Genomic DNA, 13,000 nt, shown 5'->3' on the forward strand with positions numbered 1-13,000 from the left:
CCTTGCCCGTCACCGCCGCTGTGCTCAAGCAGGTTGAGCATCATCGCGCCAAGGAAGCCGAGCGCCGGGAAGCCCTGCTTCAGGAGGCGCTGGCGTTCCGCACCGCCCTTGCCACCATCGGCGCCCTCAAGATCCGCAAACACACGGGCAGCGATGGGGTGCTCTTTGGCACGGTCACCAACGGGGACGTGGCGGAGGCGATTACCGCAGCCACCCGGAAAGATGTGGAGCGCCGCAACATCGAAGTGCCGGAAATCCATCGCGTTGGGGACTACACCGCCCTGCTGCGTCTCCAGAGCGGCATTACCGCCGAGGTGAAGCTTTCCGTGGTGGGGTAGGTTCCATGCCTTGTTGAGGCCGCCACCCCTGCCGTCATGGTGACCGCTCCCGCCAACCCGCCCCAGCCCATGGACCCGGCGGCGCCGCGGTCGTCGGGTGATGCCGAGCCAAGCGGCGGCAACCCCTTCAATGCCCTTCCCAATCAGGTGCCGCCCCAGAATCTGGAGGCGGAAGAAGCCGTCCTGGGGGGGATCCTGCTGGATCCGGAGGCCATGGCCAGGGTGGCGGACATCCTCCAACCAGACGCCTTCTACGTAGCCGCCCATCGGCAGATCTTCCGCACCGCCCTGACGCTCTACGGCCAGAACAAACCCACGGATCTCACCTCCATGACCACGTGGCTGGCGGATGCGGGCCAGTTGGAGAAGGTGGGCGGCGCCATGGGGTTGGCCCAGCTTGTGGAGCGCATTATCAGCACCGCAGCCATCGACCAGTTCGCCCGGTTGGTGATGGACAAATACCTGCGGCGGCAACTGATCAAGGTGGGCAGCGAGGTGATGGAGTTGGGCTTTGATCAGCGGCGGCCCTTGGGCGGCCTGCTGGATGAAGCGGAGCAGAAGATTTTTTCCGTCGGTAAGGAACGCCCCCAGGGGGGGTTGGTTCCCGCGGTGGAAATCCTCACCAGCACCTTCAACGAGATCGAGAGCCGCTCCATGGGGGACTCGGTGGCGGGCATCCCGGTCAATTTCTACGACCTGGACGCCATCACCCAGGGGCTGCAGCGCAGCGACCTGATCATCGTTGCCGGCCGCCCCGCCATGGGGAAAACCTCCATCGTGCTCACCATGGCCAAGAACGTGGCGGCACTCCATCAACTGCCCGTCTGCATGTTCAGCCTGGAGATGAGCAAGGAGCAGCTCACCTACCGGCTGCTGTCCATGGAAACGGGCATCGAGAGTGGCCGCCTCCGCACCGGTCGCCTCGGTGAGGAGGAGTGGCCCCTGCTGGGCCAGGGCATCAGCAGCCTGAGCCAGCTTCCCGTCTTCATTGACGACAAGCCCGACAGCAGCGTGATGGAGATGCGCTCCCTGTGCCGGCAGTTGATGGCCCAGCAGCGGGGGGCACTGGGCATGGTGGTGGTGGATTATCTCCAGTTGATGGAGGGCTCCAACTCGGACAACCGGGCCCAGGATCTTTCCGTCATCACCCGGGGCCTGAAGCAGTTGGCCCGGGAGTTGCAGGTGCCCGTGGTGGCCCTCTCCCAGCTTAACCGCGGCGTGGAATCCCGCACCAACAAGCGGCCCATGCTCAGTGATCTGCGGGAATCCGGCTCCATTGAGCAGGACGCCGATCTGGTGCTGATGATCTACCGGGACGAGTACTACAATCCGGAAACCCAGGACAAGGGCCTGGCGGAGGTGATCGTCACCAAACACCGCAACGGTCCGGTGGGCACCGTCAAGCTCCTCTTCGAATCCCGCTACACCCGCTTCCGCAACCTGGCCGCCTAGGCCGGTCCAGGCCCCATGGACACCTTCACCATGGCATGGCGCAGCACCTCGCCATCCAGGTGGTAGCCACGCTGCAATTCTTCCATCACCACGTCCTCTTCATAGTCCCGGCTGGGCTCCCGCATCACCGCCTCGTGGAGAGACGGATCAAAAGCCTGGCCCTCAGCCTTCATGGACGACACGTTCAGCCGCTTCAAGGCGGTGACCAATTGCTTATAGATGCCTTGGTAGTTCTGATGAACGTCCTGGGCATGCAGTGTCTCAAGTTTGTCGGGAGACAGGGCTTTACGTGCCCTCTCAAAGTTATCGATAACAGGTAATATCTCCCGCAAAACCTCACAAGTGCGGCGAAGCCTCAGCTTATCTCTATCCTGTTCACTGCGCCGCCGGAAGTTATCAAATTCAGCGGCACGTCGCATGATCTGATTATCTTTTTCTTCCAGTTGCCGCTGCTGCTGCTTGAACTGCTGGTTCATGGTCTCCTGCCATTGCTCCAGCTTCAACACCCGTTCCTCAAGAAACATCCCATGGCTTGCCGACGGCTGCTCCCCGTTGTCGGAGACCTCCTCCTGCCGTCGTTCCAGCTTCAATACCCGTTCCTCGACGGACTCCCCGGAACTTGGCGACAGCGGCTGCTCCACGCCTTCCTCCACTTCCGCCTGGGTTGCATCTCCCCCTGGCTCCGGGCCACCACCAGCCGCAACCGGGCTGGATTCCGGCGTTTGCTCCGGGTGGTCCAATCCACCGTCCTGTTGAGCGGAGGATTCAGCCGCAGGGCCTGGAGACGGCTTGTGCTCGGATGGGGTGGGGGTGGCAGCGCCAGCGAGGGGCGCCTCCTCCTGGTGGGGGGAGGGGATCGGCTGGCTGCAATTCTGGCTGCTCATAACGACAGGTGAGGGACTGGACTGCTGAACACAATCCATCTTGGCGGTTCCCGGTTCCTGGTCACAAGGGCTGGTTGTGGGGGAAGGCCGCACTTCGTGGGCAGTCTGAAGCCCAGTTCACAAGTCGGTAACGTGATCAGTCAGCCCTTCCCGGCATTGACGCCAACCGCCCCAGGACCACTGCCGGAAGCAGGGTGGCAATTGGTGAATCAGGGATTCTGCAGCGATCAGCAACTGCGCACGGCCTTTCAGCGCTGTCGCAGCAGTGGGGACAGTTTGACCCGGGTTCTTGGGGATCTGGCTGGCCACTCCCTCGCCAGCCACCCACTGGCCCCCAATCTGCAGGAGTTGCAACGTCTGGAGCAACAGTTGCTCTACGGATGCCGCCTGGCCAACGTGCAGCAGGTGGTGAATCAGGCGGACGACCTGCCGGGATTGTGTCAACGGCTGCTGCCTCTGGAGCACTGTAATCGGTTGCTGTGCCTGCCGGTGCAATGGCGGGACGGTGATCGTCGGGTGACCGTCCTTCTGGCCGCAGGCCGTGGTGACAAGCGGCGGCAAGAGGTGGAAGCCCTTGTCCGTCAACAGGGGGCCGTGGCCGTGTTTCAACTGGCGCTGGCGGCGGAGTTGCGGGAGGTTCTGGCCCGGTTGCAACTTCAGGAGCCAACCATGGAGATCCACCATCTCCCCGGCGGCGAGCCTGGCGAGGCCAGCGAGGGGAACAGCCGTGCCGAGGACCCTGACCTGGCGGCAACCGCGGCAGCGGAGGACACGTCGCCAGCGGTGGCCATGGCGGACAAGATTCTCATGCAAGCCCTGAGCCAGGGGGCCAGCGACATCCACGTGGAACCCCAGGAAAACGAACTGGTGGTGCGTCTGCGCCAGGACGGGGTGCTGCAGAAAACCTACAGCGGTTTGCCCAAACAGGTGATTCCCGCCGTCACCTCCCGTTTCAAGATCATGGCGGACCTGGACATTGCCGAGCGGCGGCTTCCCCAGGACGGGCGCATCCGGCGCCGCTTCCAGGGCCGCACCGTGGACTTCCGCGTCAGCAGCCTGCCCAGCCGTCATGGGGAAAAGATCTGCCTGCGGCTGCTGGATCACAGCACGGTGCAATTGGGTCTGGATCAGTTGATCACCAACCCGGCGGTGCGCGCTTCGGTGCAGGAGATGGGTACCCGCCCCCACGGCATGGTTCTGGTCACAGGACCCACCGGTTCAGGGAAATCCACCACTCTCTATGCCCTGCTGGCCCTGCTCAACCAGCCGGGCATCAACATCAGCACCGTGGAGGATCCGGTGGAATACACTCTGCCCGGCATTACCCAGACCCAGGTCAACCGGGAGAAGGGCCTGGATTTCGCCATGGTGCTGCGGGCCTTCATGCGCCAGGACCCGGACGTGTTGCTGGTGGGGGAAACCCGGGACAAGGAGACGGCCAAAATTGCCGTCGAGGCTGCCCTCACCGGTCACTTGGTGCTCACCACCCTCCATTGCAACGACGCCTCCAGCGCCGTTGTGCGCCTGCAGGAGATGGGCATCGAGCCGTTTCTGGTGGCGGCCTCTCTACTGGGGGTGGTGTCGCAACGGCTGCTGCGCCGTGTCTGTCCCGCCTGTGCCGTGCCCTACCGCCCCCAGCCCGAAGACTTGGCCAGGGTGGGACTTCTGGCCGGTCAGGACACGGAACTGCGCTTCTATCGCCCTTGTGTCAGCGCCCCGGGAGCGCTGGGCTGCAGCCACTGCGGCGGCAGTGGCTACCGGGGCCGAGTGGGGGTCTACGAGGTGTTGCCGGTGGGGGAGGAGATTGCCGCGGCAGTGGCCCGGGGCGTCACCACGGATCGCCTGCGCCGCATGGCAGTGGCCGGGGGCATGACCACCCTGCTGGGCTACGGCCTGGAACTGGTGCGCCAGGGCATCACCACTCTGGAGGAGGTGGAGCGGGTGCTACTGACCGATGTGGGTCTGGCCACGGAACGACGGGCCAGGGTCCTCAGTTCCCTCAATTGTCCGGGCTGCGGCGCCGGGCTGCGGGATCAATGGCTGGAGTGCCCCTACTGCCTGCACCAGCGTCCCACCGGATGACAACCATGCGCTACACCGCCACCTGTCGCGACAAGCAGGGCGCCGCCACAACCGTGGAACTGACGGCCGCCAGCCTGGTGAAGGCGCGCCGCATCCTGCAGCGCCGCCAGTTGACCCCCCTCAGGATCCAGCCCCTGCCGGAGCGCCCCCCGTCAGCGGGGTGGAGGTTCACGGTCCAGCGCCCCCCCAGTCGCCGGGAACGGGCTGTCTGGGCCAGCAAGCTTTCCGCCCTGGTGGGGGCCGGCGTACCGATTGTGCGGGGTCTGGATCTGGTGGCCGAGCAGCAACGCTCCCCCCTGTTCAAGCGGTCCCTGGCCGCCGTCTCCCTGGACGTGCGCCAGGGGGACAGCCTGGGGGCCGCCATGAAGCGCTGGCCCCGCATCTTTGATCCCATGACCGTGGCCATGGTCATGGCGGGGGAGGCGGCCGGGGTGATGGACGAGGTGCTTGCCCACCTGGCCGTGGTTCTGGAGAGCAACGCCAAGCTGGAAAACCAGCTCCGGCAGGCCGTCACCTACCCCTTGATGATTCTGATCATGGCGGTGGGGGCCTTTCTGGGCATGACCCTCTTCCTCATCCCCACCTTTGCCGGAGTCTTTGCCGAGCTGGGCGCCGAGTTGCCGCTGTTCACCCAGGCGATGGTGAACCTGAGCCATTGGCTGCGCTCACCGTGGGCCGTGGCGGCTTTGCTGGTGGCGCTGCTGGCCCTTGCCGGGCTCTCCATGGCCCGCAACACCCCCCGGGGGCGGCGGCAGTGGGATGAGTGGACCTTGGCCATGGCGGTGTTCGGGCCGTTGCTGCGCAAGACCGCCACCGCCCAGTTCTGCCGCACGCTGGCTTGTCTCACCCGTGCGGGTGTGCCCATTCTTGCCGCCATGGAGATTGCCCGGGCCGTGATCCGCAACGGGGTCATGGACCGTGCCGTTGCCCAGGCCCGGCACAGGCTGGAAGAAGGGGAGTTGCTGAGCACCGCCCTGGGGTCGGGGAACGTGTTCCCCCACACCGCCATCACCATGGTGGCCATTGGCGAAGAAACCGGCCGGATGCATGTCATGCTGGCCAAAATCGCCGACTTTTACGAAGCCGAGGTCACCACCACCCTCAAAACCCTCACCGCCATGGTGGAGCCCATGATGATCCTTGTGGTGGGGGGCATCGTCGGCTCCATCCTGATGGCCATGTATCTGCCCATGCTCACCGTGTTCGACCAGATTCAGTAGGGCGGCGGAGAGTGGGCGACATCCTTATCCAAAACTCGGGTTTTGTACCAGGGATCCAGGCGGGAGGCTGGGGGTCGAAGGGGATTCCGTAGGATCCCGAAAGCCGTTGCCTCCACATGCTGGACCTGCTGCCCCGCCCCCGCCGTCTGCGGCGCACCCCTGCCCTGCGGGCCATGGTGCGCCAGACCTCTCTGCAGGCCACGGATCTGATCTATCCCCTCTTTGTGCATGAGGGGGCCAGGAACGAACCCATTGCCTCCATGCCCGGTTGCCAGCGCTGGTGTCTTGACGCCCTGGGGGACGAGGTGGGGCGCGCCCGGGATCTGGGCATCCGCTGCGTGGTGCTGTTTCCCAAAGTGGCCGATGGCCTCAAAAGCGAGGACGGCGCCGAGTGCTTCAACGAAGGCGGCTTGATCCCCCGCGCCATTCGTCGGCTCAAGGCGGAACATCCGGACATGGCGATCATGACCGACGTGGCCCTGGATCCCTATTCCAGCGATGGTCACGATGGCATCGTCAGCCCCAACGGGGTGATTCTCAATGACGAGACGGTGGAGATTCTCTGCCAGCAGGCCCTGGCCCAGGCGCGCTCCGGCGCGGATCTCATTGGCCCCAGCGACATGATGGACGGCCGGGTGGAAGCCATCCGCACCACCCTGGACGACCACGGCTTCGTTGACGTGAGCATCATCTCCTACACCGCCAAGTACTCATCGGCCTACTACGGCCCCTTCCGGGATGCGCTGGATTCCGCCCCTCGCGCCAGCGGCGATAAACCCGTCCCCACCAACAAGAACACCTATCAGATGGACCCGGCCAACAGCAGGGAAGCCCTCACCGAGGCGGATCTGGACGAAGACGAGGGGGCCGATATTCTCATGGTGAAACCGGGGCTGGCCTATCTGGACATTGTGGCCAAGCTGCGGGAAAACAGCACGCTGCCCATCGCCGCCTACAACGTGAGCGGCGAGTACGCCATGGTGAAGGCCGCGGCGGAACGGGGCTGGATCCAGGAGCGCCGGCTGGTGCTGGAAACCCTGCTCTGCTTCCGTCGCGCCGGGGCGGATCTGATTCTCACCTACCATGCGCCCGATGCCGCCCGTTGGCTACGGGAGGGTTGAAGGCAAGGGAAGGGTCAGGACAGGTTCACGGTTTCCGGGCAGCGTAATCGATCCCGCTCCAGCAGTCTCTCAAGGCGGGGCGTGACCCCCAGTTCCGCGTTTTGCCAGAGGCGGCCGAACTCGCGCCGGAAAGCGTCGGCAACCTTGGGATGATGGATCACCAGCAAGGTCTCGTCGTTTTGATGGGCTGCCGAAGGGCTCCAGTTGAAGCTGCCGGTGATCACCGTGGCGTTGTCCACCACCGCAAACTTGTGGTGGAGTTTGTCCCCCCGCGCCAGCCGGGGAATGCCCACTTCCGCCAAACCCGGCGGCCAGGGCTTGTTGCCGGCCTCGATGCGGCAACGACGGTCGGGGCGCACCACCCCCGCCAGGTCCAGCAGTTCGCTGTAGTTGCGAGTGGCAAAACCCGGATCCACCAGGAGGCGGATGGTGACGCCCCGCCGGGCCAGGGTCTCCAGGCGGTTGGCAATGCCTTGATCGCTGAAGACGAACAGGGCCATGTCCACCTGCTCCCGGGCCGTAGCCAGCACCCGTTCAATGAAGGCGAGACCGTTGTTGTCGTCCCCCCGGGAATGGGGGGAAAACAGCACTTCCAACCGGCCCTCCCCCTGGCGGAGCCCCACACTGCCGCCGCCCCCCTTGCCCAGGCCGAAGCGGCCGTCCTCCAGGCCACCGGGGCCGTCCCCCCAGAGGCGGGCAAACTCTTCCTCGAACAGACCGGCCAGGGCGGTGGAGTGAATCCTCACCACATGGTTGGCGTTGCCCCGGGACTTGGGGGCGCCTGCATCGCCGTGGACGCCGGAACTGGTGAAATTGGCTGAGCCGGTGACCACCTCCCGGCCGTCCACCACCAGGAATTTGTGGTGCATCAGCCCACTGCCGGCACTGCCGTCCGCGGTGTCGTCCACCAGGGGCACACCGTCGTTCAGCAGGAGCGCCACCGCATCCCCCGCCCGGCGCTCCGCCTGGGTGACGGCGCCGTCCCGGTCCCTGTCCGCCAGATCGTGGAGCCGTTGCCAGCGGCGCCGGGCATGGTCGTCCAACTCGGAGGGGTGCTGACGACTCCATGGGGTGGAGTAGCTGTTCTCCAGCACCACCCGCACCTGTACCCCGGCGCGGTGACGCTCCACCAGGGCCTGGGCGATACGGGGCAGGGTCAACTCCTGCACCGCCAGGCTGATGCTGCGCCGCGCTCCGGCAACAGCGTCCAGCACCACCTGCTCCAGATCGTCCCCCTGGCGCATGGTTCCCGTCAGGGGGCTAGGGTAGCGGGCCTGGCGGCGCTGGTTGAAATACACACTGATGCCGTCGGCAGCGGCGGCGGGTCCCGCAACCTGCTGCTGCCCCACAAACCGGGAATCCGCTGCGCAGGATGCCAGCAACAGCAACAAGGGGGCGGCCACAGGCAAGCGCTTCAAGACGTTGGCCCGGCCCGTTGGCCGCTGGCGAGGGTGGACCAGAGCCTCAGGAAGAGTGGGCATCATTCTCCGCCGCGCCAGGAACGAGACCGGGATCACGGCCCCGTTGCAGGGAGGCCCGCACCAGCTTCAGGCGTTCCAACTGACCCTCAAGGTAGTGGTGCAAGTGGGGATCCGACTGGCGTCCCATGCTGTGGAGAATCTCCAGCCGTTCTCTGTGATCCTGGCGACATCGCTGCTCATGGGCATCCAGCAGGGCCTCGTCCAGGTGACGGCCCTGAAGACAGAGGGCATGAAGCTCGGCGCCGACCGAGGCGCGGCCCTGGGCCCGGGCCAGTTGCTCCTGACGAACCATGGCGCAATGGTGCAAACACCCTCAGCATTCCCCCGTTCCCCCATCCCCCACCGCCAGAAGCAGCCAATCTCCCCCCGCCCATGGCCGGCCCCGCCCAGAGTTGGGCCAGAACACGGGCCAACTGGACCCGCACCACACACACCGGAAGCTTCAAGCACAATTAACCCGAGTTTTGGATAAGGGGAGTCCAGGGAAGAGATCTTGTTCCGCCACCCAGGCGCAACCCAAAGTTAAAATGAGCAAAGTCGGTATCCCTGACCCCATGCCCAGCATCTCAAGCTCCTCCTGGTCTTATCCAGAATCGGGGTAGCCTTTATCGATTCGCGATCTTGCCGAGGACCGGCAGCTACACCGAGGGTGCCGGCAGCACCGTCAACGACAACGAAGGGGAGCCGCTCCACAGTCCGTCCCGCACCAGGCGGTGGAGACGTTCACGGGCACTGCGTCAGGTACTGCGTCGGGCAACGTGGGGTTCGCGGCGCTGCGGGTGAGCGCCAGGGTGGACAAGGCCAGGGAGGACAGGGGGCTGCATCGCGATTTCCGGGCCGCAAGGGCGAGAATCGCCCACAGGGAACCCAAATGTCGGATGACGATGGCGCCGATGCCAACCCTGGGCGCCTCAGCCACGGCAAGCCAACGGGGAGCGCCACAACAATCACTGTTCCCTGATGGCTTCACGGCTCCGTATCGTTCGGAAAACCGTTCCCCTGGAGCCAAATCTGCGGCTTAGCGTGAAACCAGCCGCTTCGCTCTCTTGTCTCTTCAGCGCCAAGACAACAACGGACCCCGACGACGTTTCGGGTTGGTCAACCTTATTCTGGTGGGGGTTGGCGTGTTGTTGTTGCTCAGCAGTTTCTTGCCGCGTTCCGCCTCCCAGGCGCCCCGGGTTCCCTATTCCCTCTTTATCGACCAGGTGAGTGACGAGCGCGTAGCCAGGGCCTACATCACCCAGGACCAGATCCGCTATGAACTCAAACAGCCGATGAATGGAGAGCCTTCCCTACTGGCCACCACGCCCATCTTTGACATGGATCTGCCCCAACGGCTGGAGCGGCACGGTGTGGAGTTTGCCGCCGCGCCCCCCAAGCGCCCCAGTGTGTTCACCACCATTCTGAGCTGGGTGGTGCCGCCAGTGATCTTTATCCTGGTGCTTCAGTTCTTCACACGACGCCAAATGGGCGGCGGGCAGGGGGCCCTCAGCTTTACCCGCTCCAAGGCCAAAGTCTATGTTCCCGATGAGCAATCACGGGTCACCTTCGCTGACGTGGCCGGTGTAGACGAGGCCAAGCAGGAACTTACGGAAATTGTTGACTTCCTGAAAAAACCACAACGCTATGCTGTTCTGGGGGCAAAGATTCCCCGGGGCGTGTTGCTGGTGGGCCCTCCCGGAACCGGGAAAACCCTTCTGTCCAAGGCGGTTGCCGGAGAGGCCAACGTTCCGTTCTTCATTATTTCCGGTTCGGAATTTGTTGAGCTGTTTGTTGGCGCCGGGGCAGCCCGGGTGCGTGACCTATTCGAACAAGCCAAGAAGAAAGCCCCCTGCATCATCTTTATCGACGAACTGGACGCCATTGGCAAAAGTCGTTCCGGATCCATGGGTGTGGTGGGGGGCAACGACGAGCGGGAGCAGACCCTCAACCAGTTGCTCACGGAGATGGACGGCTTCAACGTCTCCGACAAGCCCGTGATTGTTCTGGCCGCCACCAACCAGCCGGAAACCCTTGATGCGGCCCTGCTGAGACCTGGTCGCTTTGACCGGCAGGTGCTGGTTGACCGCCCTGACCTGAGCGGTCGCCGCACCATTCTGGAAATCTACGGAAACAAGGTGAAGCTGGATCCCAGTGTGGACATGGAGAGCATTGCCGCCGCCACCAGCGGTTTTGCGGGTGCGGATCTGGCCAACCTCGTCAACGAGGCCGCCCTGCTGGCGGCCCGGGCTGATCGCAAGACGGTGATCCAGGCGGATCTGCAGGAGGCTATCGAGAGGGTTGTGGCCGGCCTGGAGAAGCGCAGCCGCGTTCTCGCCGACGATGAAAAGCGCATCGTTGCCTACCATGAAGTGGGCCATGCCATCGTGGGCCACATGGTTCCCGGCGGCAGCAAGGTGGCCAAGATTTCCATCGTCCCCCGGGGCATGTCCGCCCTGGGCTACACCTTGCAGTTGCCCACGGAGGATCGCTTCCTCAATTCCAAGGAAGACCTGCAGGGTCAGATCACCACCCTGCTGGGGGGACGTTCCGCCGAGGAAATTGTCTTTGGCAAGATCACCACGGGGGCAGCCAACGATCTGCAACGGGCCACGGACATCGCCGAGCAGATGGTGAGCACCTACGGCATGAGCACGGTGCTGGGTCCACTGGCCTATGACCGTCAGACCGGCAACCGCTTCCTTGGCCAGGGGAACAACCCGCGCCGCGCCGTCAGTGACGCCACAGCCCAATCCATTGATCGGGAGGTGCGCCAGTTGGTGGACAATGCCCACAACCACGCTCTGGCCATTCTGGAATCCAACCGGGAGTCCCTGGAACTGATCTCCCGGAAGATCCTGGACAAGGAGGTGATCGAGGGAGAGGAGCTGCAAACTCTGCTGAATCAGTGCAAGGCCCCTGAACCTGTTCAGGTATAAAGGCCCTTTGGCAGCCCCTACCATGACCTTCCCTGGTGGCCACTTCCTTGGGGTTGAGGATTGCAGTCGTCAGGAGTGGCGCCGTCTGCTCCAGTTGGCGGGGGCCTTGAAACGGGGCGAGACCCGGTTGTCCACCCCCGGCGCCCCCAAGGTGCTGGGGCTTTTGTTTTCCAAGCCTTCCACCCGCACCCGGGTCAGTTTTGCGGTGGCCATGGCCCGGCTGGGGGGGCAAACCCTGGACCTTCCCCCCGACAGCACCCAGGTGGGACGCGGCGAGCCCATTGCCGATACGGCCCGGGTTCTCAGTGGCTACGTGGACGCCCTGGCGGTCCGCACCTTTGCCCAGGAGGATCTTGAGGCCTATGCCCAGGCCAGCGCCGTTCCCGTGATCAACGCCCTCAGCGACGTGGAGCATCCTTGTCAGGTGATTGCGGACTTCCTCACCCTGCAGGAGTGCTTCTCCCACCTGGACGGTCTCACCATGGCCTATATCGGGGACGGCAACAACGTGGCCCACTCCCTCCTGCTGGCCGCTGCCCTGCTGGGTGTTCACCTGCGGGTCGCAACCCCCAGGCGGTATGGACCGGATCCTGCCGTGGTGCAGCGGGCGCAGCGGCTGAGCCAGGGGCGATGCACCGTTACCGTGCTCCACGATCCTGTGGAAGCCTGCCGTGGCGCCCAGGCCGTCTACACCGACGTGTGGTCCTCCATGGGGCAGGAAGCAGCGGCACAGCAGCGCCGCCATGATTTTGCCGGTTATTGCTTGAACGGGAAGCTGCTGGCCCAGGCGGCCCGGGATGCTGTTGTGCTCCATTGCCTGCCGGCCCACCGGGGGGAGGAAATCAGTAGCGAGGTGCTGGAAGGGCCGGCAAGTCGGGTGTTTCTGCAAGCCGAGAATCGCCTCTACGGCCAGCAAGCCCTGCTGGCCCTGTTGCTGGATCTGGCGTGAAGCCCCGGACCCAATGGTGTGGAGGATCATGAACGATGAGCAGGAGAATCCGGCCCATGGCCTGGACAAATGCCGGAGAATCCCGTACATCTGTATTCACCATCCGAATGGCTGATGAAGCCCACACCCCTCACCGTTGCCCAGAAGGAACTCTACGACTGGATCGTTGAGTTTCTCACCCGCCATGGCCATGCTCCATCCATCCGCCAGATGATGAACGCCATGGGCCTGCGCTCACCGGCGCCCATTCAAAGTCGCCTGCGCTATCTGCAGAAGAAGGGCTGGATCCAATGGCAGCCCGGCCGAGCCCGCACCTTACGGTTGACCGTTGTCCCCCCCACGGGAATCCCTGTTCTGGGAACGGTTTCTGCGGGCGGGCTGGTGAAGATCTTCCCCGATGTGGGGGTGCGCCTGGAGTTGCAGACGTTCCGCAAGGGGGAGGATTTGTTTGCCCTCACTGTTTGCGACGACAGCATGATTGGCGCCCACATCATCAACGGGGACGTGGTGGTGATGAAGCCGGTGACCGACATCCAGGCCCTGCCCAACGGAGCC

The 13,000-nt window shown here is 64.3% G+C and carries 12 protein-coding genes; 8 read left to right on the top strand and 4 right to left on the bottom strand.

Going from position 1 to position 13,000, the window contains the following annotated elements; translation table 11 throughout:
* Both rplI and dnaB read left to right on the top strand, forming a co-directional pair.
* On the top strand, positions 1 to 338 hold a 338-nt coding region (gene rplI, locus BG35_RS0102190; protein WP_025781502.1), incomplete at its 5' end, for a 50S ribosomal protein L9.
* Positions 339 to 407: 69 nt separating this feature from the next.
* Positions 408 to 1,790, top strand: coding sequence for a replicative DNA helicase (gene dnaB / locus BG35_RS0102195; protein ID WP_051506099.1), 1,383 nt, complete (start codon positions 408 to 410; stop codon positions 1,788 to 1,790).
* Here the strand turns inward: dnaB and grpE are convergent.
* Positions 1,787 to 2,674 (bottom strand): nucleotide exchange factor GrpE, encoded by an 888-nt coding sequence (grpE, locus tag BG35_RS11365; RefSeq protein WP_025781504.1) that lies wholly within the window; start codon positions 2,672 to 2,674, stop codon positions 1,787 to 1,789. The two genes, dnaB and grpE, sit on opposite strands and share 4 nt — an antisense overlap.
* Before the next feature lie 96 nt (positions 2,675 to 2,770).
* On the opposite strand from grpE, the gene BG35_RS0102205 reads away from it, so the two are divergent.
* The 3 genes from BG35_RS0102205 (at position 2,771) to hemB (ending at position 7,097) form a co-directional block, all read left to right on the top strand.
* Positions 2,771 to 4,756 carry a GspE/PulE family protein gene (locus tag BG35_RS0102205; RefSeq protein WP_152535128.1) on the top strand — a complete coding sequence of 662 codons (1,986 nt, stop codon included), beginning with the start codon at positions 2,771 to 2,773 and terminating at the stop codon, positions 4,754 to 4,756.
* Between the two features lie 5 nt (positions 4,757 to 4,761).
* The gene (locus BG35_RS0102210; protein WP_025781506.1) at positions 4,762 to 5,976 is read left to right on the top strand and encodes a type II secretion system F family protein; all 1,215 of its coding nucleotides are present in this window, start codon (positions 4,762 to 4,764) and stop codon (positions 5,974 to 5,976) included.
* Positions 5,977 to 6,095: 119 nt separating this feature from the next.
* Positions 6,096 to 7,097, top strand: a complete 1,002-nt coding sequence (gene hemB / locus BG35_RS0102215; protein ID WP_025781507.1) for a porphobilinogen synthase — start codon at positions 6,096 to 6,098, stop codon at positions 7,095 to 7,097.
* Between the two features lie 14 nt (positions 7,098 to 7,111).
* On the opposite strand, the gene BG35_RS0102220 is transcribed toward hemB, so the two are convergent.
* The 3 genes from BG35_RS0102220 to BG35_RS12575 form a co-directional block, all read right to left on the bottom strand.
* Positions 7,112 to 8,515 (bottom strand): phospholipase D-like domain-containing protein, encoded by a 1,404-nt coding sequence (locus BG35_RS0102220; protein WP_034416599.1) that lies wholly within the window; start codon positions 8,513 to 8,515, stop codon positions 7,112 to 7,114.
* A 46-nt stretch (positions 8,516 to 8,561) separates the two neighbouring features.
* Positions 8,562 to 8,870 (bottom strand): hypothetical protein, encoded by a 309-nt coding sequence (locus tag BG35_RS0102225; protein WP_025781509.1) that lies wholly within the window; start codon positions 8,868 to 8,870, stop codon positions 8,562 to 8,564.
* Positions 8,871 to 9,242: 372 nt separating this feature from the next.
* A complete protein-coding gene (locus BG35_RS12575) occupies positions 9,243 to 9,548 on the bottom strand; it encodes a hypothetical protein (protein WP_152535129.1) in 306 nt (101 codons plus the stop codon).
* A 76-nt stretch (positions 9,549 to 9,624) separates the two neighbouring features.
* Here BG35_RS12575 and ftsH point away from each other — a divergent pair, with 76 nt between their 5' ends.
* The 3 genes from ftsH to lexA form a co-directional block, all read left to right on the top strand.
* Positions 9,625 to 11,496 carry an ATP-dependent zinc metalloprotease FtsH gene (gene ftsH, locus BG35_RS0102230; RefSeq protein ID WP_025781510.1) on the top strand — a complete coding sequence of 624 codons (1,872 nt, stop codon included), beginning with the start codon at positions 9,625 to 9,627 and terminating at the stop codon, positions 11,494 to 11,496.
* Positions 11,497 to 11,518: 22 nt separating this feature from the next.
* On the top strand, positions 11,519 to 12,445 hold the full coding sequence (gene argF / locus BG35_RS0102235; protein WP_025781511.1) for an ornithine carbamoyltransferase: 927 nt from the start codon (positions 11,519 to 11,521) through the stop codon (positions 12,443 to 12,445).
* Between the two features lie 114 nt (positions 12,446 to 12,559).
* Positions 12,560 to 13,000, top strand: a 441-nt coding sequence (gene lexA / locus BG35_RS0102240; RefSeq protein ID WP_034416595.1) for a transcriptional repressor LexA, incomplete at its 3' end; no start/stop codon positions are given.

Source organism: Candidatus Synechococcus spongiarum SH4 (assembly GCF_000586015.1).
GTDB classification, from domain to species: Bacteria; Cyanobacteriota; Cyanobacteriia; order PCC-6307; family Cyanobiaceae; genus Synechococcus_B; species Synechococcus_B spongiarum_F.